Annotated in this window: 25 protein-coding genes; 12 read left to right on the top strand and 13 right to left on the bottom strand. The window is 61.0% G+C overall.

Going from position 1 to position 23,244, the window contains the following annotated elements; genetic code table 11:
* Positions 1 to 51: 51 nt before the first annotated feature.
* Together BS629_RS27210 and BS629_RS39380 are read left to right on the top strand one after the other, a co-directional pair.
* Positions 52 to 1,263, top strand: a complete 1,212-nt coding sequence (locus BS629_RS27210) for an argininosuccinate synthase (protein ID WP_018242567.1) — start codon at positions 52 to 54, stop codon at positions 1,261 to 1,263.
* Between the two features lie 244 nt (positions 1,264 to 1,507).
* Positions 1,508 to 1,681: a hypothetical protein gene (locus tag BS629_RS39380; RefSeq protein WP_018242568.1), complete on the top strand. Its 174-nt coding sequence runs from the start codon at positions 1,508 to 1,510 to the stop codon at positions 1,679 to 1,681.
* Positions 1,682 to 1,777: 96 nt separating this feature from the next.
* Here BS629_RS39380 and BS629_RS27205 read toward each other — a convergent pair whose 3' ends face one another.
* Complete coding sequence (locus tag BS629_RS27205; RefSeq protein WP_018242569.1) at positions 1,778 to 2,368, bottom strand: TetR/AcrR family transcriptional regulator; 591 nt, start codon at positions 2,366 to 2,368, stop codon at positions 1,778 to 1,780.
* A 132-nt stretch (positions 2,369 to 2,500) separates the two neighbouring features.
* Between BS629_RS27205 and BS629_RS27200 the strand changes: the two genes are divergently transcribed.
* Positions 2,501 to 3,331, top strand: coding sequence for a class I SAM-dependent methyltransferase (locus tag BS629_RS27200; protein WP_018242570.1), 831 nt, complete (start codon positions 2,501 to 2,503; stop codon positions 3,329 to 3,331).
* A 41-nt stretch (positions 3,332 to 3,372) separates the two neighbouring features.
* On the opposite strand, the gene BS629_RS27195 is transcribed toward BS629_RS27200, so the two are convergent.
* Positions 3,373 to 3,756, bottom strand: coding sequence for a VOC family protein (locus BS629_RS27195; RefSeq protein WP_018242571.1), 384 nt, complete (start codon positions 3,754 to 3,756; stop codon positions 3,373 to 3,375).
* Between the two features lie 217 nt (positions 3,757 to 3,973).
* Between BS629_RS27195 and ubiA the strand changes: the two genes are divergently transcribed.
* Together ubiA and BS629_RS27185 are read left to right on the top strand one after the other, a co-directional pair.
* Complete coding sequence (gene ubiA / locus BS629_RS27190) at positions 3,974 to 4,888, top strand: 4-hydroxybenzoate octaprenyltransferase (protein ID WP_018242572.1); 915 nt, start codon at positions 3,974 to 3,976, stop codon at positions 4,886 to 4,888.
* Between the two features lie 22 nt (positions 4,889 to 4,910).
* Positions 4,911 to 5,687, top strand: coding sequence for a phosphodiester glycosidase family protein (locus BS629_RS27185; protein WP_018242573.1), 777 nt, complete (start codon positions 4,911 to 4,913; stop codon positions 5,685 to 5,687).
* 56 nt (positions 5,688 to 5,743) lie between these two features.
* Here BS629_RS27185 and BS629_RS27180 read toward each other — a convergent pair whose 3' ends face one another.
* Positions 5,744 to 6,340, bottom strand: a complete 597-nt coding sequence (locus BS629_RS27180) for a demethoxyubiquinone hydroxylase family protein (RefSeq protein ID WP_026188442.1) — start codon at positions 6,338 to 6,340, stop codon at positions 5,744 to 5,746.
* Between the two features lie 308 nt (positions 6,341 to 6,648).
* Positions 6,649 to 8,529, bottom strand: coding sequence for an ABC transporter ATP-binding protein (locus BS629_RS27170; RefSeq protein WP_077988624.1), 1,881 nt, complete (start codon positions 8,527 to 8,529; stop codon positions 6,649 to 6,651).
* A 227-nt stretch (positions 8,530 to 8,756) separates the two neighbouring features.
* On the opposite strand from BS629_RS27170, the gene BS629_RS27165 reads away from it, so the two are divergent.
* Positions 8,757 to 9,158: a GFA family protein gene (locus BS629_RS27165; protein ID WP_018242577.1), complete on the top strand. Its 402-nt coding sequence runs from the start codon at positions 8,757 to 8,759 to the stop codon at positions 9,156 to 9,158.
* 64 nt (positions 9,159 to 9,222) lie between these two features.
* Here the strand turns inward: BS629_RS27165 and BS629_RS27160 are convergent, their stop codons facing one another.
* From BS629_RS27160 to BS629_RS27150, 3 genes are all read right to left on the bottom strand, one after another.
* Positions 9,223 to 9,696, bottom strand: a complete 474-nt coding sequence (locus tag BS629_RS27160) for a VOC family protein (protein ID WP_018242578.1) — start codon at positions 9,694 to 9,696, stop codon at positions 9,223 to 9,225.
* Positions 9,697 to 9,999: 303 nt separating this feature from the next.
* Positions 10,000 to 11,004 (bottom strand): carbon-nitrogen hydrolase family protein, encoded by a 1,005-nt coding sequence (locus tag BS629_RS27155; RefSeq protein ID WP_018242579.1) that lies wholly within the window; start codon positions 11,002 to 11,004, stop codon positions 10,000 to 10,002.
* Between the two features lie 207 nt (positions 11,005 to 11,211).
* The gene (locus BS629_RS27150; protein WP_018242580.1) at positions 11,212 to 11,610 is read right to left on the bottom strand and encodes a VOC family protein; all 399 of its coding nucleotides are present in this window, start codon (positions 11,608 to 11,610) and stop codon (positions 11,212 to 11,214) included.
* A gap of 193 nt (positions 11,611 to 11,803) precedes the next feature.
* On the opposite strand from BS629_RS27150, the gene BS629_RS27145 reads away from it, so the two are divergent.
* Together BS629_RS27145 and dapB are read left to right on the top strand one after the other, a co-directional pair.
* A complete protein-coding gene (locus BS629_RS27145) occupies positions 11,804 to 12,019 on the top strand; it encodes a hypothetical protein (protein ID WP_018242581.1) in 216 nt (71 codons plus the stop codon).
* Positions 12,020 to 12,106: 87 nt separating this feature from the next.
* Positions 12,107 to 12,931, top strand: a complete 825-nt coding sequence (dapB, locus tag BS629_RS27140; protein ID WP_018242582.1) for a 4-hydroxy-tetrahydrodipicolinate reductase — start codon at positions 12,107 to 12,109, stop codon at positions 12,929 to 12,931.
* A gap of 9 nt (positions 12,932 to 12,940) precedes the next feature.
* Here the strand turns inward: dapB and BS629_RS27135 are convergent, their stop codons facing one another.
* From BS629_RS27135 to BS629_RS40035, 3 genes are all read right to left on the bottom strand, one after another.
* Positions 12,941 to 13,861 (bottom strand): ornithine cyclodeaminase family protein, encoded by a 921-nt coding sequence (locus BS629_RS27135; protein ID WP_020493397.1) that lies wholly within the window; start codon positions 13,859 to 13,861, stop codon positions 12,941 to 12,943.
* A 98-nt stretch (positions 13,862 to 13,959) separates the two neighbouring features.
* On the bottom strand, positions 13,960 to 14,466 hold the full coding sequence (locus BS629_RS27130; protein ID WP_018242584.1) for a GNAT family N-acetyltransferase: 507 nt from the start codon (positions 14,464 to 14,466) through the stop codon (positions 13,960 to 13,962).
* A 134-nt stretch (positions 14,467 to 14,600) separates the two neighbouring features.
* Entirely contained in the window at positions 14,601 to 15,026 is a 426-nt protein-coding gene (locus tag BS629_RS40035; RefSeq protein ID WP_018242585.1) for a hypothetical protein, read from the bottom strand.
* 314 nt (positions 15,027 to 15,340) lie between these two features.
* Here BS629_RS40035 and BS629_RS27120 point away from each other — a divergent pair, with 314 nt between their 5' ends.
* From BS629_RS27120 to BS629_RS27110, 3 genes are all read left to right on the top strand, one after another.
* Complete coding sequence (locus tag BS629_RS27120) at positions 15,341 to 16,744, top strand: pyridoxal phosphate-dependent decarboxylase family protein (RefSeq protein ID WP_026188444.1); 1,404 nt, start codon at positions 15,341 to 15,343, stop codon at positions 16,742 to 16,744.
* 77 nt (positions 16,745 to 16,821) lie between these two features.
* Entirely contained in the window at positions 16,822 to 17,142 is a 321-nt protein-coding gene (locus BS629_RS27115) for a low molecular weight protein tyrosine phosphatase family protein (RefSeq protein WP_026188445.1), read from the top strand.
* A 323-nt stretch (positions 17,143 to 17,465) separates the two neighbouring features.
* The gene (locus BS629_RS27110) at positions 17,466 to 18,251 is read left to right on the top strand and encodes a class I SAM-dependent methyltransferase (RefSeq protein ID WP_018242588.1); all 786 of its coding nucleotides are present in this window, start codon (positions 17,466 to 17,468) and stop codon (positions 18,249 to 18,251) included.
* A gap of 57 nt (positions 18,252 to 18,308) precedes the next feature.
* On the opposite strand, the gene BS629_RS27105 is transcribed toward BS629_RS27110, so the two are convergent.
* The 3 genes from BS629_RS27105 to BS629_RS27090 all read right to left on the bottom strand — a co-directional run bounded on the left by BS629_RS27105 (position 18,309) and on the right by BS629_RS27090 (position 21,642).
* Entirely contained in the window at positions 18,309 to 18,731 is a 423-nt protein-coding gene (locus tag BS629_RS27105; protein ID WP_018242589.1) for a TIGR02594 family protein, read from the bottom strand.
* 498 nt (positions 18,732 to 19,229) lie between these two features.
* The gene (locus BS629_RS27095; RefSeq protein ID WP_018242590.1) at positions 19,230 to 20,405 is read right to left on the bottom strand and encodes an MFS transporter; all 1,176 of its coding nucleotides are present in this window, start codon (positions 20,403 to 20,405) and stop codon (positions 19,230 to 19,232) included.
* Between the two features lie 337 nt (positions 20,406 to 20,742).
* A complete protein-coding gene (locus tag BS629_RS27090; protein WP_077988623.1) occupies positions 20,743 to 21,642 on the bottom strand; it encodes a LysR family transcriptional regulator in 900 nt (299 codons plus the stop codon).
* A gap of 191 nt (positions 21,643 to 21,833) precedes the next feature.
* On the opposite strand from BS629_RS27090, the gene BS629_RS27085 reads away from it, so the two are divergent.
* The gene (locus BS629_RS27085; RefSeq protein WP_018242592.1) at positions 21,834 to 23,150 is read left to right on the top strand and encodes an MFS transporter; all 1,317 of its coding nucleotides are present in this window, start codon (positions 21,834 to 21,836) and stop codon (positions 23,148 to 23,150) included.
* Positions 23,151 to 23,244 lie beyond the last annotated feature (94 nt).

The raw sequence follows: 23,244 nt of genomic DNA, 5'->3' as shown, positions 1-23,244 counted from the left end.
CATTGCGCAGGACTTGGCCTATCGTTCCAGCATTGAGATGGAGATGGGTAAATGACGAAAATAGAAAAAATTGTGCTTTCTTATTCGGGCGGGCTGGATACCTCGATCATCCTCAAATGGTTGCAGGAAACCTACGGATGCGAGGTGGTGACTTTCACCGCCGATCTCGGCCAGGGCGAGGAGCTCGAGCCGGCACGCGCCAAAGCGGAGATGTCAGGGGTCAAGGACATCCGTATCGTTGATCTGCGTGAGGAGTTCGTCAGCGATTTCGTCTTTCCAATGCTGCGGGCGAACGCGCTCTATGAGGGGCAATATCTGCTGGGCAGTTCCATCGCACGGCCGCTAATTGCCAAGCATCTGGTCGGCATAGCCCGGGAGGTTGGCGCGCATGCAGTTGCCCACGGTGCGACAGGCAAGGGCAATGATCAGGTCCGGTTCGAGCTGGCCGTCAATGCGCTCGACCCGTCGATTAAGATCATTGCTCCATGGCGCCAATGGAACATCCGCTCCCGCATGCAGCTTCTGGAATATGCCGAGAAGCATCATATCCCGGTGCCGAGTGACAAGCGCGGCGAGGCGCCGTTCTCGATCGACGCCAACCTGCTGCATACCTCGACCGAGGGCAAGATTCTCGAAAATCCGGCGGAGGTCGTGCCCGATCATGTCTATCAGCGCACGGTCGATCCCGTCGACGCTCCCGACACGCCCGAGATCATCACCATCGGTTTCGAGAGGGGCGATCCGGTTTCGGTGAACGGCAAGTCCATGACACCGGCCGCATTGCTGACCGAACTCAATGGACTGGGCGGCCGGCATGGCATCGGGCGGCTCGATCTGGTCGAAAACCGTTTCATCGGCATGAAGTCGAGGGGAATTTACGAAACGCCGGGAGGGACGATCCTGCTCGCTGCGCATCGCGGCATTGAATCGATCACGCTCGATCGTGCCGCAGCGCATCTGAAGGACGAGATCATGCCCCGCTACGCCGAGCTGATCTATAACGGCTTCTGGTTCGCGCCCGAGCGGGAAATGCTGCAAGCCTTGATCGACCAAAGCCAAACCTTCGTCAGCGGCGAAGTGATGGTAAGGCTCTACAAGGGAAGCGCTTCGGTCATCTCGCGCACCTCCCCCTTGTCACTCTACTCCGCCGACCTCGTCACCTTCGAGGAAAGCGCCATCGCCTACGATCATCATGATGCCGAAGGCTTCATCAGGCTCAACGGATTGCGGCTCAGGAGCTGGGCGGCCCGCAACAGCAGATGACCGCTCGATCTTCAGCGCACTAACGCTCCGACTAATGCCCCCATTGACGGCACCTTCCTTTCGTGGCTGACCGGGCAGTCAAGGCATCCACGGAGAAGTGCGAATCCAATTTCAAACGATTTTAAAAAAGCAGCTCGGCAAGCTAATCGATTTTAATTTTATCGTTAAAATTTTCTTGTTGCGGCGCACAAGAATTTAGACATTAATTTTTTCGGATGCTCAGTTTATTCGTTGGAGAACTCACATGACTGTGACATTTCCGCTAACCGAAAAGCGCGATGCGGAGACATTGCTGAAACACTTGACGTTGCACAATCTCAGCTTTCCGGGAAACTGCGTCGTGTCGCTCAAGGCGCACGTCGCCCAGGTCTCATCCTCTCATACAACAGCGCTCGGCACCGCCCGTACCGCCTGGTAGGGATTAATGTCGCCGCATCGCCGTCGACAATAGGATCGAAGCAATCCTGGCTGGATCGCCCACGCGGAGATGGATGAAGCCGAGCGCGTCGACAGCTTATCTCGCGGCAGGCAGCCCCATGCCGGCGAGCTTCAGGATATCCTCGACCTTTGCGTCGGGATCGGCGCCGGGTTCGACCTGGCCGTCTATCATCAGCAAGGCAAGGCCATGCGTCAGAGACCAGAGAAAGAGCGCGGCGTTCGGCACGTCCTCGGGCGTCAGGCGCTTTTCCAGGTCGTCCTTCATCTGCCCGTAGACCTGCATTCGCAGGGCGCGTATTGCCTCGTTTCCCTTGGAATAGGCCTGAAAACCCTCCCCGAACATCAGCCGGTAGAGACCGGGATTCGCGCGGGCAAAGGCGACATAGGCGATGCCGCCGGCAAGCAGATTGCGCCGAGGACCGGCTAGGGCGGCATCGATGCTTTCGCTGAGTTCGACAAACCCTTGTTCGGCGAGTGCTGCCGCGATGGCATCCAGGCTGTTGAAATAGTGATACGCCGCCGGAGCCGAGACACCGGAGCGGCGACCGATCTCCCGTATGCTCAGCGCAGCCGGGCCTCCCTCCTCCAGCAGCGCCCTCGCCACGGACAGCAGCGTGGGGCGTAGGTTGCCATGATGGTAGCGGGTCGATCCGTCGTGCGTGGCCATGTCTCGATCTAATCTTTACATCGTTAAAATCATGCCCTAGCCTTCCCGCGATGACAAGGTATCCGCCGCGGTTCGGGTTCCGGCAAGCTTCCTGCCCGCGCCAGCAGCAGATTTACAGAGAAAGAGGCTTTCATGCGAGCATCGGAATCAAGCCGCACCGCGATCGGCGCGGCCGCATATCGAGCAGCGCACCAGAGCGTGGATGGCGGCGCCATCTTCTTAGACCCCTATGCCCGCCGCATCCTCGGCGAGGTTGCCTGCGCAGAAGCAGACCTGAAAGCCCAGGACCCCTCCACACGATCCTTTCGCCTGTTCATGGCGGCGCGAAGCCGATATGCCGAAGATTGCCTTGCCCTCTCCTTTGCAAAGGGCGTCAGGCAAGCCGTCATCCTCGGCGCCGGGCTCGACACCTTTGCGCTGCGCAATCCCCATGCCGGCCTGAAGGTCTTCGAAGTCGATCATCCCGCCACGCAAAGCTGGAAGCAGATGCGGCTTGACGAGACCGGACTGACCCAGAGCCTACCAACATTCGTTCCTGTCGATTTCGAACATGAGGATTTGAAAGCGCGTCTCATCGATTCCGGCCTCGAGCCCAAGACGCCGTCCTTCTTCATCTGGCTTGGCGTCGTGCCCTATCTCAGGGAGGCGTCGGTCTTTGCCGTGCTACGCTTCGTCGTCGGCCTGCCGAGCGCATCCATCGTCTTCGACTATAGCGAACCCCTCGAAAACTATTCGCCCGAACGCCGTGCCCGCGCCGCGGAAACGGGAGCGCGCACAGCCGCGGCCGGCGAGCCATGGCTGACGCACTTCGATCCCGAGGACCTTGCGAACCGATTGCTGAGCTTGGGCTTCACATCCCTGGAGGATATCGGTCCGACCGAAATGGCAAAACGCTTCTTCGGCCTCCCCAGGGATGCGCCGGATCGCGGCGCCGGTCCCCACGTCATATTCGCCGGGAAATAGGGAAATCCCCGAGATGTCGAGTTACGGCAATCGAGCTGGCCTCAGCCGTCGTAGACGACAGCAATCTTGTTTCCGGCGGGGTCACGCACGTAAGCGGAATACCAGTTCGGTCCATAGTGCGGACGTAGACCAGGCGCGCCCTCGTCCGTTCCGCCGTTGGTCATGGCGGCGTCGTAAAAAGCGTCCACCTGGGCGCGGGACTTGGCGATGAAAGCAACCATCGAGCCATTTCCGGCGCTCGCCGGCTCACCGTTGAACGGCTTGCAAACCCATAGAACGAAACCTTCACCCTTCCCGCCTTCGGAATAGGCGCTCCATCCGGGAAACTCTCGATGTTTGCTCCATCCGATCGTTGCCAAGCTCGCATCATAGAAGCCATTCGATTTGACGGAATCGATTGCGCCGACGGTTGCGTAGACACTCATGATCTTCCCTTTCGCTGCTCCAAGATCGGGAGAATTCATATCGCAAGCATGTGAACACAACAAGAACATATAGCCGCGTTTTCCGCAGAAGGTCAGCGACCAATCGCAAACGGGCGGTTATTGCCGTGGCTGCAAAAATTTCTATTCTGGGCAACGCCGATGGCGACTAAAACCTGAGGCTTCACGGCTATTTGCGACAGGAAATTTGGATCACATCATGACGACTCTGAGCCGCCCCGATCTCAGCGATATCCACCGTGGCGACTGGGTGGATCGCCGGCTGCCGGCCGCATGGCGGCCATATACGCGGTTGGCGCGGCTGGATCGCCCGGTCGGAATATGGCTGACGCTCTTCCCGTGCTGGGCCGCCCTTATCCAGGCATCCCACAGTCTCCCGGACCTCAGGCAATTGGCGATCTTCTCTCTCGGCGCTCTTCTGATGAGAAGCGCCGGTTCCACGGTCAACGACATCGCTGATCGGAAGTTTGACGGCCATGTCGAGCGGACCCGCTTTCGGCCCTTGGCAAGCGGAGAGATCGCCACGCTGCCGGCCTTTATCTTCCTGACCGTTGAACTCGCACTGGCGGCTTCGCTTCTGTTTTTCCTGACGCCTTACACCCGCCTCATCGCGATATATGTGCTGCCGCTCGTCTTTGTCTATCCGCTCTGCAAGCGCTTCACCTACTGGCCGCAGGCCGTCCTGGGGGCGGCGTTCAATTGGGGGATGCTGATGGCATGGGCCGAGGCTGCCGGACATATCCCGGTCGGCGCCGTGCTGATGTGGGCCGGGGCCATCGCCTGGCAGATCGGCTATGATACGATCTATGCCTATGTCGATCTAAAGGATGACACCCGTCTTGGCCTGAAATCGACGGCAATTCTGTTCGGCCGGCACGGCAAGACCTTTATCGGCCTGTTCTATGCTCTGGCGGTCGGCGCGTGGTCGCTCGGGGGCTGGCTGTTGGAAATGTCGCCGCCTTATGCTGTCGGAATGCTGGTGATCGCCGTCCATCTTGCCTGGCAGACCCGGCGGATCGATCTTGCCCGCCCGGACATGAATTATCGCCTGTTCCTGGCGAACATCCTGACCGGGGTGCTGCTCGCCTGCACGGCTTTGTCAGGCACATGGTGAGCAGCTCGAGGACGTAGCACCAATGACCTGTCTCAAACACAGCGTGCTCGCCGCCGCCATCATGCTGGCAGCAACGATGACATCCCTGCATCAGGCGCATGCGCAACCATGCGAGCAGGAAAGCTTCGAAGAGGCGAAATACGTCATTTGCACTCTGGAACCGGGCAACGCCGACCTGCAATTGTTCTGGAAGAACGTCGATGGCGCGCCATACCGCGCTTTTTCAAGCCTAGCCGAAGCCGTTCGCGCCGAAGGGCGAACGCTGACTTTCGCCGTCAACGCCGGGATGTATCGGGCCGATTTTTCGCCGATGGGACTTTATGTCGAGAACGGCAGGGAATTGCAGCCCGCCAATATGACAGAGGCCGAAAGCTCCTCGGGTCAGGTGCCGAATTTTTATAAGAAGCCGAACGGCGTGTTCTTTCTGGGTCAAGCAGGTGCTGGAATACTCCCGACCGATGAATTTCTGAAACGCCGGCCCAAGGCGCGGTTCGCCACCCAATCCGGCCCAATGCTTGTCATCGCCAACAAGCTGAACCCGATCTTCATCGTCGGCTCGACAGACCGGACCCGCCGCAGCGGTGTCGGAACCTGCGAGCGCGGCGCGGTTCGTTTCGCGATCAGCGAAGACGGAGTGAATTTCCATGATTTTGCACGCCTCTTCCGCGATCATTTGAAATGCGCAGACGCCTTGTTTCTCGATGGCGGACGAGGCGTGGGACTTTACAATCCGGCAATGGGCCGCAACGACTGGTCCTGGCACGGCGGCTACGGCCCTATCTTCGGGCTTATCGAGTAGCGCACTCGCATTTGGCCAAAGGCCCGACAGCAGCAATCATCGTTTGCACGGCGAGACTAGCCTCTCCTCACACGCGCCATTTCGGCGCGCATCCAGCTCGAGTCTCCCCAAGTCGAGAGCCAGATCATCACGTCGGTAAGGGCACCAACGACGGGCAGGAACAGCGCGTGGCTCAAGCCCCGCCTTGTCTGGCTGTTTTCGGCCTTCGTGAGGTGCGCCAGTTCCTGTTCCTGAATTGACCCGATGAGGCCATGAAGCTCGGGATCGCGCTTTTGAAGGAAAGCCAATTGGTCTTCGAGATGGCGGTGGACCGTGCTTTCGACCGCCTCGGTACAGATCCAGATCATGTTGCGCCCACTAAGCGCCGTCAGGAGGCCGAGCACAGAACCGCCGAGGCTCCAGAATGACATGACGCGACAAGGCTTGGCACCCCTTGCAGGCATGGCCTCGCGAAACAGGCGGCAATGGTCGATCTCGTCCTTACGCATCTCTTCAAGCGTCGGCACGATGTCGGGGAACAGCCGCCGGGCCACCAGGATCTGGGCACCATAGATCCTGATAGCGCCGAACTCGCCCGCATGGTTGACCTTGAGAATGCGACGGATGGTGACATCGGGGTCGCGTCTGCCCGACCTGCTCGACTGATTGCTCACGACCACCCTGCCCCTCGGTTCCCTTGCCGGCAATAGGCAGGACGCTCGCCGCGGTCGTCAAGGGTGCGGCGACCGATAAAGTGACGATCCCGTACGCTTTCGGCGCCGGCCTGTTCGGTCGGCCGCGCAAAATGGGCGATCTCGTCGGCATGCGCCTTCGCTAAGGAGGGGCGGCGCGTATCCGCCAGCTTCCTGCGGTTCAAGGCTAACATCAAATGCGTGATGGGCGCCGGCCTCATCTTGATCGGCGACCGCCTGCTCTTAGTTCGCTGACGTCACCCCAGCTTACGGGAGGGCCAGCCACTCGGTCAGGTCGCAGGCGAGACCGGCAAGGGTTCGTCGATATCTTCTGGAATGAAGCCGCCGGTCTGGCGTTTCCACAGGCGGGCAAACAAGCCGTCGCGTTCGACCAGTTCGTCCGGGCTGCCCTCCTCCACGATGCGCCCGTGATCGAGCACGACGATCCGGTCCATCCTGGCAATGGTCGACAGGCGGTGGGCGATGGCGATCACCGTCTTTCCCTCCATGACGAGGTTCAGCCTTTCCTGGATGGCGGCTTCGGATTCGCTGTCAAGGGCGGAGGTCGCCTCGTCGAGCACGAGGATCGGCGCGTCCTTCAGGAGAACGCGGGCGATCGCCACACGCTGGCGCTGGCCGCCCGAGAGTTTGATCCCGCGGTCGCCGACGAAGGCATCATAGCCGCTGCGGCCTTCGCCGTCGGAAAGATCGGCGATGAAGACATCGGCGCTGGCCATCTTCGCCACCGCTTCGATCTCGTTCGTCGTCGCCTCCGGCCGGCCGTAGCGGATATTGTCGCCGACCGAACGGTGCAGCAGCGCGACGTCCTGCGCGACGACACCGATGGCGCGGCGAAGGCTTGCCTGCGTGACCGCGCGAATGTCCTGCCCGCCGATCAGGATAGCGCCGTCCTCTATGTCGTAAAAACGCAGCAGCAAGCTGACCAGCGTCGTCTTGCCAGCACCTGAGAGGCCGACGAGCCCAACCTTTTCGCCGGGCCGAACCGTCAGCGACAGGTCATCGATGACAGGCTTGCCGGACTTGTAGGCGAAGCGGACGTTCTCGAAACAGATTTCCCCACGGCTGACCGTCAGTTCGGCCGCATCCGGCCGATCGGTGATGGTGGGCGGTGTTGTCATGACCGGCATGGCATCCTTGATCGTGCCGAGCGCGCGGAAGATCTGCTGCCCCATTTGCAGGAAGGTGAAGGACCCTGCCGAGAGGCGTTGGAGGATGTAAACCGTTGCGGCGAAATCGCCCACGGTCAGGAATCGGTCAAACAGCCCCCAGAAACCAATGCCGAGCATGACAAGCCAGAGCACCATGTTGAGGCTGATGACGACGAGTTCGGTTGTCCGGTAGATGCGCTGTTCGTGGTGAAGCGTATCGACCCCCTTGGACATGATCTTTCTTAGCGCACCTGCCTCGCTGTCTTCAGCTGCAAACTGCTTGACCATCTGGATGTTGCCGTAGATGTCCGTCAGGGCACCGGAGATGAGGCTGTTCTGCTTTGCCGAGCGGCGGGCGCGCTCCGTAAAATCCGGAACGACCTTGATCGCAAAGAGCACGTTGAAGGCAACCCAGACGATGACTGGCAGCGCAAGCTGCCAGGAGAGCGCGAGCAGAAGAACAACGGAGCCGATGATCTGAAGCAGAAAGCGCGGTGCCGTCTGGAATGCGATTAGGATCTGTTGCTGAACGGCATTGGCGACCTGACCGAGCCGGGATGCGACCTGGCCGGCGAAAAGATCATGGAAGAAGGCGAGGTCCTGCCGCTCGACGGCCTTGTGCCCCTGCCATTGAATCGCAACGGGCAGGCTGATGCCGATCGTGTGCGAATTGAGAATATTGGTGATGTAGAAGAGAATGGGCATCACCGGAAAAAGCAGAAAGGCAAGGACTGCCAGCAGCCGGAAATTACTGTCGACGAAGAGTTCTACGCCTTGTGTCGTCACGCCGTCGACAATGACCGAAAGACCCCAGATGATCGTAAGGTTGATGGCTTCGATGGCCATCGAGGTCAGCGCCATGGTGATGATGACGCCCCGAAACATCGCGATGAAGTGTATGAGGACTGCCACGGGCCCCTTGGTGGGCATCGGCCGGTAGGGGATGTCGAGCGGCCGGATCAAGGTTTCGAAGGGACGATAGATCGCATCTGAAATCGACATGGGCCGCTCGGATCAAAAATCGGGAGGAGGCGTGGACTCAGCTACGCTGGGTCGCAGAAAATCACCTTCCAGCTGCAATCTCAATTAGAAATTTCAGAAAATCTGCCAACAGGAGGTAGCGGTTCGCAAGCGCAGGAAGCAGGCGGCGGCGAAAAGCGCCAATTGCGGTCGTCACGGGATTGGGGCAGATTGCGATCGTTGTATGGTACAGGACGGAACCTACGCTCATGCTGACGGGCTCATGTCATTGCGGCAAGGCCGGCTGGGCACTTGAGGGTGATCCCGGCTCGATCACCGCCTGCAACTGCACGCTCTGCAGACGCTACGGCACACTGTGGGCTTATGACTACGAGGGAGAGCGCATCGCTCTCACCGGTGAGACCGCATCCTACACCCGCGCCGACAGGGACGCGCCGTCTCTCGAAATATTATTCTGCCCATCCTGCGCCTGTGTCTTGAGTTGGCGCGGCCTGCGGCCTCGAAAGGATGGCCGCCGGCGCATGGCCGTCAACATGCGGCTTGCGCCGGCCGATCTCGTTCAGGACCTGCCGATCGATCATTTCGACGGCCTGGACACGTTTGAAGACCTTCCGTCCAAAGGGCGCTGCGTGCGCGACCTCTGGTTCTGACAGCCTGTCCCTTATCGAACTCCGGCCGATTGCGAAGACAAAAGATCGGTCCGCGAGAGCTGTCTCAGCCGCGCCGGGCAGCCTCGATCGCTGCGATGTCGATCTTCCTCATGGTCATCATCGCGTCAAAAGCACGCTTTGCCTGGCCACCGCCTGCCGAGAGCGCTTCGGAGAGGACGCGCGGCGTGATCTGCCAGGACACGCCCCATTTGTCTTTGCACCAGCCGCATGCACTTTCCTGGCCGCCATTGCCGACGATGGCGTTCCAATAGCGATCGGTTTCCTCCTGATCGTCGGTCGCGATCTGAAAGGAGAAGGCCTCGTTGTGTTTGATCGCGGGACCGCCGTTCAGGCCGATGCAGGGAATCCCCGCAACGGTGAATTCGACAACCAGCACATCTCCCTGCTTACCCTCGGGATAATCTCCCGGTGCACGGATAACGGCGTCCACGGTACTGTCGGGAAAAGTCGCGGCATAGAAGCGGGCAGCGGCCTCGGCATCCTTGTCGTACCATACGCAGATCGTGTTCTTTGCCATTGCGCGGTCCTCTCGCTCTTCGTTTCGCAATTTTCAGTGAAATAAGAGGCAAACCGTCTTTCTCCAGCCCAGTCCGCGCGATTTCACGCGGACGATTGCCGAGCGCTTAAATTGGTGGAGGCGCCGCCATACCTCCCCTTTCTTCATCCCCGTGCTCGTCAGAGGGATCCAGTGCGCCCAAGTCCTTGGGCGCGGGAGATACTTTTGCAAATGGGAGATTGCGGAACTGTGGATTACAGTTCCGCAAGTGCATTCAGCGTCATCTGCATTCACTTGGCGCCCATGCCGTGGACGCGACGCGATCTAAAACATATTCCGCGCGTCGCTGCGCGGATCGCCGGCCACGCGGTGCGGCTCGTAGAGGCCGCTCCGCGCCTTGCGCCGCCACGGCCGGGAAAGATCGCCGGGATTGTCGTCGATATCGGCGAGCGATATCGCGGCCGTTCCTTCCGCAGGGCATTGCGCCGCCCATCGGCCGCCGGGCGCGACGATCCCGGAAGAGGCCGGATCAGCCTGACCGGGATGAGCAAGGATCGAGAAACTGACCCAGTAGCTGTTGCTCGCCGCATGCCCTTGTGCCTCGGCGGCGAAGGACGGCTCGTTGGCCGGCGAACCGCCTGTTGTCGAGAACAGCACGCAATGGACGTCGAGCCGCTCATATTCGCTAAAAATCTCCGGATAGTGGCATTCCATGCCGAGAGCGCAGCCAAAGCGGATGCCGTCGACCTCGAAGGTCACGGGGATCGAACCCGGCGTGTACATGAAGGAGATCTTGGTGTTCGACAGTAGGCGCTCGTCGTAGCGCGTCACCAGTTCGCCGCGGTCGGAGATGACATAGAGGCTGTTGTGCGGCCGGTGCGGCGCCGTCAGCGGATGCACCGAGCCGATGACCGCCCAGAGCCCCAACTCGTGCGCCAGCCTGCGCGTTGAATCCAACTCCTCGCGAAGCACGGCCCATTCGAACCGCCGCCAATCGGAGGGCCCGATCTCTCGCGGCCCGATTTCCGACATGATGCGCTTGTTGGGCGATGATGTCGCTCCTTCGGGAAAATGGATGAGCCGCGCGCCCGCCTCCCGCGCCTGCCGCATCAGCAGGCGCATCTCCTGGCCGCTCCAGCGAAGCTTGTCGATATCGCGGGGATCGTCCGCATAGGTGGTCTGCGCCACGGCGAGACGCAGGCGTCTTGCCTCGGGCGCTGCGTCGTTCGCCGACTTGGGGAAAACATGCATGCGGGCGGTGGTGTAGGATTCACCCGTCTTGGCGGCGCGCGCACGCACCCGCCGTTTGAAATTTCCATTCTCAGTCATATCAGGGCCTCTCACGTTCCGGACATCGTTCCCCAGCAACAGCCCAAAACATCAGGACCAAGATCACGACCCGAGACGAAAGTCCCTTTGCCTCCGGTTGAAGACCCTGCTGGGGAAGGTCTGGAGAGGTTCGGCGTTAGGCCACGCCGAGCCAAAGATGCCGAGGCGGCCGCGATTCGTCAATTCGGGGACGGCCGAGCACCTACCTCAAGCGGGCCGACCTCGATCCACCCGCCACGGCGGATCGAGGCGGTTCGAACCGGCGGAATAGAGAATAATGCGGTTGCCGCCGGGGTCGAACAACTCCGCTTCACGCCAGAGCCAACTCTTGTCCTCCGGCCCGCTCACGAAACGAAGACCGGCTTCGCTGAGACTGCCGACCGTCTCGTCCAGGTTCTCGCACTCGAAATACACCATGGTTCCACCACCACCACCACCACCACCACTTACGCCCTGATGCAAAGACAAGGTGCTGTCTCCGTCCGGGCAGACAAAGCGCGCATATCGGGGACGGGCGTCGACGACGGGCCTGAGACCGAGAATGCAGTAGAAGTTCCAGCCCGCATCAAGGTCAGGCATCGTAACGGTTACCTGGTTCAGGCGCATGACCTATCCCCCCTCAGCTGAGTTCGCCCGAAACTGTCTGGCGGCCGGGCACCACGACATCCATAAAAACAAAGACCTGAAGCCATCGCATGAATCAAATTCTAAGCGAGCAGTTTTAGTGTCATCGACACAAAACTCGTGTCAGACTGTGCAAACTGCGCACGCCGCCGCATCGATCGAGAGGGCCGAAGCCATGCACAAGTTCACCGTATCAATCACCCGAGAGATCGAGGCCGATACCGCCGAGGAAGCCGCCTTGCTCATGTATCAGGAACTATCAACGGGACCGATCCCTGACCGCTACTCTGTCACCGACGAGACGAAGGCGATAACGGAGGTGAAGCTGGACCGGCACAAGGCCGACGAATTCGCCAGCATCGATCACACAGCCGATCCCGGCAACTGGTAAGCGCCGGACGACCAAACGGACCACAGGAGATACGGTTTTGCGCCGGGAGCGGAATGCAATAGTTGCAGGTCGCCTTCTCCGGCACGAATGCTGGATGTAAATAGCCGCTCAGCCGAAAACATCGCGAGCCAAGGAAAGACCGTGACCTCACCAATCAAAATAGCCGTCTCCGGCGCGAACGGCCGCATGGGGCGCGCCATCCTGCCGCTGCTGGCGGCCGATCCGGATTTTGCGTTCGTCGGCGGCATCGGCCGTGAGGGCGCCATCGGCGCCGGGCTGATCGACCGGTCGGCCGCGATCGGAGCGGCCGACGTGATCCTGGATTTCACGACGGGAAACGCTGCCGCCGAACTTGCCGGCTTGTGCGCTTTGGCCGGTGGACCGGCCCTGGTGATCGGGGCGACGGGTTTCGAGCCGGATGAACTCGAACGGATCGCAGAGGCTGCTCGCACGATTCCGATCCTGCGCTCCGGCAATTTCTCCATCGGCGTCAACATGCTGGTCGGCCTCGTCGCCCAGGCGGCCCGCGCCCTTCCCGCGCATGCCTGGGATATCGAAATCCTCGAAGCCCATCACAACAGGAAGATCGACGCGCCGTCCGGTACGGCGCTGATGCTCGGCGAAGCCGCCGCCGAGGGCCGCGGGGTTTCCCTCGCATCCGTCGAGCGGCGCGGGCGTGACGGCATCACCGGTGAGCGCCCGACCGGCGAAATCGGCTTCGCCGTCTTGCGCGCCGGCGGGATCGTCGGAGAACACAGCGTCCTGTTTGCCGCCGCCGAGGAAGTCGTGACGCTCTCCCATTCGGCTCTCGATCGCGGCATGTTCGCCCGCGGCGCACTTGCCGCCGCCCGCTGGGTCGCAGGGCGCGCACCCGGCGAATACACAATGGGAGATGTTCTCGAGCTGGCCTGAGAAACTGGCCTATAAGCTATCAAGGATTGCCGAGGCGACGACGACTTCGGTTCCGGCCAGCCCGACGGAGCAAAACAGGGTCGTATCGCCAGGCGATCCCCGACCGGCCGCTTTCCCGGCAATGATATCGGCAAGATCGGCCATGCGATGCTCATTCCCGGAGCCGACGAGGAAAAAGGGCGAAGCATAGGCGCGCGTCTGTTCGGGAGAGTCCGTCGCGATCACGGCTGCGACATCGGCGATATCCAGGCCCAGTTCGTATCCCTGATGTGTTTTCGGGCCAACGGTGTTGACGTGCATCCCGGGCTTCAAATCCCGCGCATGGATGACCGGTGTTTGGCTCGTCGTCGCGCAGATGACGATGTCGGCGTCATCAACGGCTTCAGAGGCGCTGCCGGCAGGCTCCACCTCAATGCCCAAGGCGTGCTGCATCTCAGCTGCGAAGGCGGTGCGATTTTTCTCGTCGCGGCTATAGACGCGTGCGCGGTCCAGTTTCCGAACGGTGGCAGCCGCGGCAAGCTGGGTTTGCGCTTGGGCTCCGCTGCCGAGGATCCCGACGGTCTTGGCATCCGGCGCGCTGAGGTGGCGGATGGCGAGACCTCCGATCGCACCGGTTCTGAGGCTACCGAGGCGCTCTCCGAGAACGATGCCTTTGAGCCTGGCGTCGTCGGCCGACCACACAGCGACGATCTGCGAATGCTCCACCCCGTCGAATGTTTCATAGACCCGAAAGCCCGCGAGCGGTTTCTCGCCAAGGATGCCACCGACGGTGAAGACGAGATCGCCCCGATCGGGAAACGAGATATGATGCCGGGGCGGAGAGATCAGCCGATTGCCGGCTCTGGCGAGAAAAGCGGTCTCGAGCGCATCGATCGCGACCGCCATCAACCCGCTACCGACAAGATCCTCGTCTTTCAGGATTTTCGTCACAGCCAACCCTCCAGCCCATACCGGCATCCTGCAACCCCAACCCCGCTTGAGGTCAATAGCTCAGGCAAACCGATATGCGCCGAAACATCGCGTGAGAGCTAACCGACCAGACGGAGAGCCATCATGACGTCGTCGATCTCCCTGCCCTCCTCCAGAACCCCGCCGGGAATTCTGCCGATCTCGGAAAAGCCTTCCCGCTGATAGAACCGTATTGCCGCCGGGTTCTCCGCACTGACGAAGAGTTCCAGCTGCAGGATACCGATATCACGCGCGTGATCGGCCACCGCGCTGAGCAGCTTCGCGGCAAGGCCCGTTCCACGCAGGCTCCGTCTGACGTAGACCATGATGATCGTCGCGCGATGAGCCATCTTGCTCGACCGCTGCCGGAGCAGGCCTGTTATGCCGACGGGTTCACCATCCTGAAAGGCGATGAAAACCGGCTCGTTCAAGCGATTGCGCCACTCCTCGAGAGAAAGAGCCGCCCAGTCTTCGTAGCGGCTTGCAAAGAGAGACGGTTCGGTGCGAAGCGCTTCCAGACGGATGCGCCGGAAAGCCTCCACTTCGTCTGCCTGGATATGCCTGATCGTCGTGCCGCTTCCATCCATCGGGACCTCCTGCAAGATGAGAGCTACTCTCAATACAGATGGCTCCAGCCGTCAACCGGTGTCAGCAAGCTTCGTACTTCAGCCTAGGCTCGGAGTTACGAGATCGAACGGAAATCAATCATCTCAAGCGCCGATCACTGCGCCGGGCTCCCCAGCCGACCGCCCTTCCGGACGGCCGGTTCACCGCTCGGACCGCCCCTCAATTGATCGGTCGGCCCCGTAGCCGGTTCACCGGTTGGCCCGACCACCGGTTCACGGGCTGGCCCGTCGACCGGCTGGCCGGTAGACCGGACGACCAAGGGATCGGCTGGCTGGACGGCGGATTGATCGGTTGTTGGCCCGGGCACCGACTCTCCGGTTGCCGCGGGCGCCGGCTCGCCGGTTGCCGCGTTCAACGGCTCACCGGTTGGTCCGGCCGCTGATTGCTCGGTTGGCTTGTCGATCGCGAATGGCACAACTTCACGGATAATGAAGAGAAGAACTATCCCGACCAACGTGCACGTCAGCGCGTAGAGAAGGAAATATTTCAGTGCACATCCCTCGCTAATTGGCAGCACCAACTTGACAATGGTGCAAATGATATTTCCACATTATTGAACGATACTTAAAAAAAGGCAATCATTTTCAACAAGAGCCACGAAATTTCAAAAATGGACAGAACGGTATAAGGTAGTTATTGTAGATATTTAGGAAGCGCATCCCCGATGCTCAATTTATCTTGAGGTCTGGGCAAGCCCAAGGAAGGCCCCGGAGCCCATATCCGGGATCGCCCACGGCGAAGACAGCCCCGGCGATATCGGCTAGATTGCGTGTGCCGGCAGCCTGCTTTCGAGGGTGTGCCCCTCCAGGATCGATGGCGGCAGGGGGGATCCGCATGACGGCAATTGCATCTCTGTTTCGGGAAGCCGCCCGCCTTGCGGCGAGATTCCGGCAGGCAGCGCCCGCCCGCCACGTGCCCACCCACGACTACGCAGCCTCGCTTGCCTGTTTCGACGAACCGCTGCCGGCGGCCGGTTCCGATATGCTTGATGTCATCAGGCGTCTCTCGGACGGCGCCGAACCCGGGCTGCATGCAACCACAGGGCCGCGCTTTTTCGGCTGGGTCATCGGCGGCTCCCATCCGGTCGGCGTCGCGGCTGATTTCCTCACCAGCGCCTGGGGCCAGAATGCCGGAAACCATGCCGTTGCCCCGGCCGCGTCCGCTGTCGAGACCGTCGCGGCGAGATGGCTCCTTGATCTCCTGCAGCTGCCGGCCGAAAGCTCGGTCGGTTTCGTCACGGGTGCGACGGTGGCGAACTTCACCTGCCTTGCCGCCGCGCGCGGCGAGGTGCTGCGCCAGGTGGGCTGGGATGCCGATGCCAACGGCCTGTTCGGCGCCCCCGAGATTACCGTACTGATTGGCGACGATGCCCACACAACGGTATTCTCCGCGCTGCAATTCCTAGGCCTCGGCCACGATCGCGTGCTGCGCGTGCGCACCGATCCGGTAGGCCGGATAGACCCGGCCGCGCTGGCGGGCACGCTCGATACGGTCTCCGGTCCCGTCATCGCCATTCTCCAGGCGGGGCAGATCAATACTGGCGCCTTCGACGATTTCGCCGCCATCATCCCGCTGTTGAAGACGAAAGGCGCCTGGGTGCATGTCGATGGTGCCTTTGGCCTCTGGGCGCAGGCATCGATGAAGACCAGCCACCTCAGCCGCGGCATCGAAGCGGCCGACAGCTGGGCGACCGACGGCCACAAATGGCTGCAGACGCCCTATGATTGCGGCTATGCGATCGTCCGTAACGAACTCGCTCATCGCCGCGCCATGACGATTGCCGCGAGCTATCTGCCGCTCGCCGGCGAAGGCGAACGCGATCCCTCCCATTACGTGCCCGAGCTTTCGAGAAGGGCACGCGGCTTTGCCACCTGGGCGATGCTGAAACATCTCGGCCGCGACGGCATCACCACCCTCATCGATCAGTGCTGCACCTCAGCGCGGCTGATCGCCGATCTCCTGTCGCGGCAACCGGGCATCGGCATACTGAACGACGTCGTGCTGAACCAGCTCGTCATCCGCTTCGGAACGGACCTGCCCTCCGAAGAGGGCGACGCGCTGACGCGAAAGACGATCGAAAAGATCCAGGCGGACGGCATAATCTTCGCCGGCGGCGCCAAATGGCGCGGCCGCGACGTCCTGCGCCTCTCCGTCACCAATTTCCAGACGACGTCAGATGAGGCGCAACTCGCCGCACAAAGCATCATCGCTGCGTTCAAGAGTGTCAGCCGAGGGTGATGCATCAACTCCCTTGGTTCGCCCGGACACGGAATTGTGCTATCGCCGGCCCTATTCACTTGAAGAGAGATAGAAACGTGAAAAACGTGCTGTTCGTCTGCAGTCAGAACAAGCTTCGCAGCCCGACGGCCGAACAGGTCTTCGCGAACTGGCCTGAAATCGAAGTCTCCTCGGCAGGTACGAACAAGGATGCCGAAAATCCGTTATCGAACGAGCTGGTCGAATGGGCCGATATCGTCTTTGTCATGGAGAAGGCTCACCGTGCGAAAGTCCAGGGCAAGTACCGGTCAGCTCTCAAGGACAAGCGGTTGATCTGCCTTCATATTCCTGATGATTACGATTTCATGGACCCCGCGCTCGTGCAGCTGCTGAAGGCAAAGGTGCCCCGGCATCTCTAAGCCTGTTCATGCGACCGTAAAATCGCCGCCAGCACAAGGCGGGCAATTCTTCCGTCCGTCCCGCTTTGCGCTAGTGGTGGCACTTGCGGCCAAGCTGCGGGGGCCGCGGGAAAATTGTCATCGTCTGATCGAGGCCGACCAGCTCGCGGATGATCACTTCGTCGGACACAGCAGCCCCCTATCCTCTCGATCGAATGATAGTGCACGCGAACTTGGTCATGATCCATAGGCGTGAACCGCTTACAGTGGACCGCCCGTCTTCCCATTGCCACACGCTCCGCTTATAGCTCCCCGCCCGTTCCGATCGCACAAGGAGGAGAGCCATGAACGCCAATGATGTCGCCGCCCATTGGGAGAGCAATGCCGAGACCTGGACGATCTACAGCCGCGCCGGCTACGACAAATACCGCGACGCGCTGAACACACCGGCCTTTCTCGGCATGCTGCCGTCGGTCACCGGCTTAGCGGGGCTCGACCTAGGCTGCGGCGAAGGCTCCAATACCCGCGCCGTCGCCCGCCTCGGCGCCCGCATGACCGGGCTCGACATCGCCCCGACCTTCATTCGCTATGCCCGCGAGAGCGAGGCAGAAGCGCCGCTCGGCATCGACTATGTGCTCGGCGACGGCCAGAGCATCGATTTCCCGGAGGCGAGCTTCGATTTCGTCACCGCCTTCATGTCGATGATGGACATGGCCGACCAGCGCGAGGTGCTGAAGGGCATCCACCGGGTCCTGAAGCCGGGCGGCTTCCTGCAGTTTTCGATCCTGCACCCCTGTTTCGTGCCGCCGACACGCCGCAATATCCGCAATCAGGCCGGCGAGCCCGTCGCGGTTGAGATCGCCGACTATTTCGACGAGAGCGACGGCCGGATCGATCGCTGGATCTTCTCCTCCATCCCCGAGGCCGAACGGGCGACGCTGACGCCGTTTGCCGTCCCCCGCTTTCACCGGACGCTGTCGACCTGGGTGTCGATGATCGTCGAATCGGGACTGACGATCGAAGCCTTCGGCGAGCCCATGGCGTCAGTCGAGGTGGCTCTCGCCGAGCCAGTGGTCGCCGATACCCGCATTGCACCGATCTTCCTCCATATCAGGGCGCGCAAGGCGTAGGGCCTGTTTTTCCCGCCGCCATCGAGGTTTGGAAGGAGGGTGAGTTCTCACCCAACATCATCGTCGCACGGCGACCACCGAGCTGGCGCGATAGCGCGACAGCTGCACCCGGTTGGATTGATTGCCGCCGAACAGGTAGACGTACTGGCGGCGCTGGTCGATGTGATCGAACAGGCTGACATGAAAGCGTCGACCGGTGCGGATCACCACGACATCCCCTCGCCTGGCGGCGCGGAAGAACACCGGCTTGCCGAACTTTCTCCAAGACGCCGCCATATTGGGGTTGGGCGGCGGTTCCCGCGAAGATCGCTTGGCGACAAAGGCCAGGAACGCACCGCACCACGACACCCTGCGCGGATTGATGCTGAGGAAGGAGATGGAGCGTTCATGCATGCTCTTGTACTTGGACGCCGTGCCGAGCATGTCCGCCTCACAGGGCACGGCAAGCACCGTGAGGACGATGACGAGAATAACCTTCATAGTTACCCACCATTGTTTGTATAATGTTGAAATTCCGAAATGTGGCGAAGAATAAAACAGCCGCGGCAACGTAGATGCGAATTATGGCGTGATTTAGAAACAACTAATACTGGCATTTTGGCGGCGGAAATTTGTCCGAAGCGAGGCGCAGAACTCCGTCGGCGAGCCTCCCCTTGGGGCCGGACACGGCCATCACAACCCGACAAAACATATGTTTTGTCGGGCCGAAAGGCTGCAGTTTCGCCATCCAAATCAGGTCCATTCAGACGAGATGGACTGTGTCCGCAATGCTTGAGCAGCAAAACCATTGGCCAAGAGTTGACGACAGTACGCGGAATTAGCTCCTCACCTATACGAGCTATATTTCCGATGGCCACTTATAATACTTGGGCGCGATGGGAAATACATTGCGCTCGCCCGATTCACCAGCGAAAGCCGGAGGTTGCCCTCCGGTGCGGACGTGAACGAGCTTAGGAGAGCGGAGGCCGGCGTGGCGTGTCAACCGCGTGGTTGCGCCGGTTCGGGTTGGCCTGTGACCGGGGCAGGATCAGCGGCAAGTGCCCTGGTGACCAGCAATGCTGCGGCGAGAACAGGGACGACCGCCCAGTACGAAAAGCGGATGCCGAAGTGTTCGGCAACGAAACCGAGCAGTGGCGGCCCGGCGAAAAACACAAGGAACGTCGTCTGCCCAAGCGCTGCAACGTTGACGGGTGCGGGTCGATCCGTGCGTCGGGCCGCAGCCGAGATGGCAAGCGGATAAACTGAAGAGCAGCCAATACCTGTCAGGCCAAAGCCTGCGAGCGCGACAACAGGGTGTGTCGCCGTCGCAACCATGACAACACCGATGGCCGCGATCCCAAGCAGAGTGATTGCGACCGGGCGCGGATTGAAGCGGTCGATGACAGGGTCCATGCTGAGCCGCCCGATGGCGATGAACGAGGAGAAAATGGTCACGCTGAGCCCGCCGACGAAGGGTTCGACCGCGAAGACGTCCCGCATATAGATCGCCGACCAGTCGACGCTTGCGCCTTCGGCAAGAAGCGGAGCTGCGGCGACAAGGCAAAGGGGGAGCAGTCCGATCGTGGGAAAAGCGATGATCGGCGTATCTCCGGAGTGAGCGTCCTGCCGCCGGGGCGCATTCTCGATCCCGGAGAAGACGATCGACCCGGCAATCAAGACCGTCACGAGGACGATGAAGGTATGCAGTTCGATGGAGACGGCAGCCTGCCGCATGCCGGCGGCAACAAGGGCGGTGATGCAGAAGCCGAGGCTCCACATACCGTGAGCCCGGCTCATGATGCGGTACCCAAGCAGCGCCTCATGGCGATCGGTTTCGATATTGGCGTTGATCTCGAATGCTCCGGTGAAAACGCCGGCAATGAAGAACAATGGCACCGCCAGGAGAGCTGAAGGCATCCAGGGGATCAGCGCGAAAAAAAACGACGCACCGAAGACGGTGACGAAAGCGGTGGTGCGCGCACCGAGCCTCTCGATGAACCTCACCGAAACCGTCAACCCGCAGAGAACCCCGGAGGACATGACGGCGAGCAGAAGGCCAAGCTCCCCTTCCGTAAGGCTGAACTTAAGCTGAAGGTCGGGCAGCCGCGAAACAAACGCCCCCAGGGAAAGGGCCACGGCAAACTGAATGAAGAAAATACGGTGGTGCGGCTTCATCTCGGGGACTCTGCTCCGATTGGGGCGGGATTGAAGCCCAGGCATCCGACGGCATAGCCGGACATTCCGACGAAATGGCGACTGGCTCGGACACCCGCGGTCTCAGGATTATCGACCACCTTTGCTGACAGCCAGTGTCAGCATGATGCAGCCGCCGGTAATTTCACAGCAGCCGCTCACGACTGGTGTCCGCTTATTGGCGCCATTAGCGATCACCATTCGGCGGTGCCGAGCAGCAATTCTCGCTCCCTGCATCAACGGGAGGCTGCACTGCATAAGATCGCGGGATCCCGTCTGCGGAACGGGAACGAAGCGCTTGCTTTGACGGGCCACGTACTCAGTTCATCGAGTGGAACGTCTCAAAAATCAGCGCCCTCAGCCAGCGATGCACGGGATCTGCGTCCATGCGGGGGTGCCACGCCTGCACGATGGTGAAACCCGACACAGCCACAGGCAGGTCAAAGGTCTTGATATGGCTTATCGCCGCGGACTTGCAATATGATTTCGGAATCGAGCCGATCAAATCGGATGCCGCCGCAACTGCTATCACTGCCGGAAAGCTTGGCACGATCAGTCTGACATCACGGACATGGCCCAATTCGGCGAGCGCCCTGTCGATCGGACCGGCGAAATCCGCTTGCATCGAGAAGAGCACGTGACCCCAGGCGGCATAGCGCTCGGCCGTTAGCCGATCAGCATCGAATATCGGGTGCCCTACCCTTGCGAGACCGACATACCGATCCTCGAAAAGAGTTTGGCAACGCAACTCCCCGCTGTCTCGCGGGAGGACGCCGATGTCCAAATCTATCGCCGCGTCCCTCAAAGCCTGAACGTCCTTGTCCGATCTCGGCGCAAAGCGAAGCCTTATCCCCGGCGCAGCGTTCGTCACAGCGGCGCTCAGACCCGCGGCGTAGAGAAGCACGAATGCTTCATTGGCACGGATCGTGAAGTGGCGCCGCACCTCCCGAATCTCGACGGTCGACGGCGGACTAAGCACGGCTTGCACGGCTTCTTTCAACAAATGTACCTCGGCACCAATCGCCAGGGCATGAGGCGTCGCAACCATGCCGCGCCCGGCCGGCACAAGGATCGGATCACCCAGCGTGGTCCTCAACCGTGACAGCGTCCGGCTCATGGCGGACGTGCTGAGGCCAAGCCGACGGGCGGCGGCCGATACGCTCTGCTCGCGCAGCAACGCATCCAGTGCCACCAAGAGGTTAAGATCGAGATCAGACATGGCTCAATTCTATTCAGGCATGGCGCATTACGCAACGGTCGATTGATTTTGTTGCGTCTGGCGCGGGCAATCAGCAAAGCCTAAGTAGTCGACCGTCCAACAAACATCGAGGAGTTCTCATGTCCCTCACCTACGCCGCACCAATTTCTCAAGACGGCCTGGCGTCGCCTCGACGGTACCTGGCTATTGCCATGTTGCTCCTTACGCTTGTTCTTGTCGTTTTGGACGGAGCCATTGCCAATGTCGCCTTACCCTCGATCGCGGTCTCACTGCACGCGGAGGCGGGTAACACCGTATGGGTCGTCTCGGCCTATCAGCTGGCCGTGCTTGTTGCCATTCTTCCATGTGGTGCGCTGGGTGAAATCTACGGCGCGCGGCGGGTCTTCCTGATCGGCGTCGCGCTGTTCACCGCGGCTTCCGCAGCCTGCGCCTTCGCAGGCGACCTTCCCTTACTGATCCTCGCTCGTTTCGCGCAGGGCTTGGGAGGTGGCGCGATCATGGCGCTTGCCATGATGAACCTGCGCTCGGCTGTGCCGCAGCACATGCTGGGTCCGATCATCGGCATCAATGCCATGGTCATCGCCATTTCTTCCGCTGCCGGCCCCGGCATTGCCGGCGCCATCCTTTCCGTCACGACCTGGCCTTGGCTGTTTGCAGTCAATATACCACTCGGCGCCATCGTTCTGCTCGGCGGCGGTCTGCTCGGGCAAATTCAGGGCGCAAAGCGAAAGCTGAACGCAAAGGTGATGCTGGCCAACACGCTGATGTTCATCCTTTTCTTCTGCGGCGCCGACCGGATAGCGATCGCGCCGATAAGCGGTGCCGTCCTCATTGCCGCCTCGCTGGCCTGCCTTTTCGTCCTGCTGCGCCTTGAACGGAACAGTGACGCACCAATCGTTCCCACGGACCTGCTGGCGGAACCGGCATTCCGCGTGGCGATCATCGCCTCGATATCGTGCTTCTGCGGCCAGATGCTGAGCTACATCGCGCTACCCTTTTACCTTCAACACACGTTGCACATGACGCCGGTTTTGGCCGGTCTATACATGATGCCCTGGCCTGCCGCGACCGCGATCATCGCGCCCATTTCGGGACGTTTGGCAAACCGCTTCAAGACGGCATGGCTTTGCGCCATCGGCGGCGCGCTGCTCGCCCTGGGCCTACTGATGGTCGGATTCACCCCGCCCGACCCGAGAGGTATCGCGTTTCTCGTCGGTACTGTGATCGCCGGCCTCGGTTTCGGACTGTTCCAGACGCCGAACAACCGAATTCTCCTTCTGTCGGCACCGAAAGCCAGAAGCGGCGCCGCCGGCGCCATGCAGGGCACCGCGCGGCTTCTCGGCCAAACCCTGGGTGGGATCTGCATGTCGATCATCTTCGCAACATTGCCGTTGTCGAGCGCGCTCGAATTTGCGGTCGTCACTGCGGGCGGCTGCGCGGCAATAGCGAGCCTGGTCAGCCTGAGCCGGGCTCGCTACGAAGTGGCGAGACAGCCTGGAGCGGCTTGAGCAGGCGGTTCGCGGTCGTGCGGGTGAAAAATGGCGTTCTGCCCGCGGCTGTTCTTTCTTGTTGAATGAAGACCGCGGCCACACACGCTGCCAC

This window comes from Rhizobium leguminosarum bv. viciae USDA 2370 (genome assembly GCF_002008365.1).
GTDB classification, from domain to species: domain Bacteria; phylum Pseudomonadota; class Alphaproteobacteria; order Rhizobiales; family Rhizobiaceae; genus Rhizobium; species Rhizobium leguminosarum.
This window is presented reverse-complemented; position numbering and strand designations above follow the sequence as displayed.

Coding starts and splice junctions, on each gene's coding strand:
- BS629_RS27090 (WP_077988623.1), bottom strand. CDS start 21,642: ATGTCTGATCTCGATCTTAACCTCTTGGTGGCACTGGATGCGTTGCTG.
- BS629_RS27145 (WP_018242581.1), top strand. CDS start 11,804: ATGCACAAGTTCACCGTATCAATCACCCGAGAGATCGAGGCCGATACC.
- BS629_RS27165 (WP_018242577.1), top strand. CDS start 8,757: ATGCTGACGGGCTCATGTCATTGCGGCAAGGCCGGCTGGGCACTTGAG.
- BS629_RS27085 (WP_018242592.1), top strand. CDS start 21,834: ATGTTGCTCCTTACGCTTGTTCTTGTCGTTTTGGACGGAGCCATTGCC.
- BS629_RS27160 (WP_018242578.1), bottom strand. CDS start 9,696: ATGGCAAAGAACACGATCTGCGTATGGTACGACAAGGATGCCGAGGCC.
- BS629_RS27185 (WP_018242573.1), top strand. CDS start 4,911: ATGACCTGTCTCAAACACAGCGTGCTCGCCGCCGCCATCATGCTGGCA.
- BS629_RS27200 (WP_018242570.1), top strand. CDS start 2,501: ATGCGAGCATCGGAATCAAGCCGCACCGCGATCGGCGCGGCCGCATAT.
- BS629_RS27105 (WP_018242589.1), bottom strand. CDS start 18,731: ATGAAGGTTATTCTCGTCATCGTCCTCACGGTGCTTGCCGTGCCCTGT.
- BS629_RS27120 (WP_026188444.1), top strand. CDS start 15,341: ATGACGGCAATTGCATCTCTGTTTCGGGAAGCCGCCCGCCTTGCGGCG.
- BS629_RS27155 (WP_018242579.1), bottom strand. CDS start 11,004: ATGACTGAGAATGGAAATTTCAAACGGCGGGTGCGTGCGCGCGCCGCC.
- BS629_RS39380 (WP_018242568.1), top strand. CDS start 1,508: ATGACTGTGACATTTCCGCTAACCGAAAAGCGCGATGCGGAGACATTG.
- BS629_RS27195 (WP_018242571.1), bottom strand. CDS start 3,756: ATGAGTGTCTACGCAACCGTCGGCGCAATCGATTCCGTCAAATCGAAT.
- ubiA (WP_018242572.1), top strand. CDS start 3,974: ATGACGACTCTGAGCCGCCCCGATCTCAGCGATATCCACCGTGGCGAC.
- BS629_RS27130 (WP_018242584.1), bottom strand. CDS start 14,466: ATGGATGGAAGCGGCACGACGATCAGGCATATCCAGGCAGACGAAGTG.
- BS629_RS27205 (WP_018242569.1), bottom strand. CDS start 2,368: ATGGCCACGCACGACGGATCGACCCGCTACCATCATGGCAACCTACGC.
- BS629_RS27170 (WP_077988624.1), bottom strand. CDS start 8,529: ATGTCGATTTCAGATGCGATCTATCGTCCCTTCGAAACCTTGATCCGG.
- BS629_RS27110 (WP_018242588.1), top strand. CDS start 17,466: ATGAACGCCAATGATGTCGCCGCCCATTGGGAGAGCAATGCCGAGACC.
- BS629_RS27150 (WP_018242580.1), bottom strand. CDS start 11,610: ATGCGCCTGAACCAGGTAACCGTTACGATGCCTGACCTTGATGCGGGC.
- BS629_RS27095 (WP_018242590.1), bottom strand. CDS start 20,405: ATGAAGCCGCACCACCGTATTTTCTTCATTCAGTTTGCCGTGGCCCTT.
- BS629_RS27210 (WP_018242567.1), top strand. CDS start 52: ATGACGAAAATAGAAAAAATTGTGCTTTCTTATTCGGGCGGGCTGGAT.
- dapB (WP_018242582.1), top strand. CDS start 12,107: ATGCTGGATGTAAATAGCCGCTCAGCCGAAAACATCGCGAGCCAAGGA.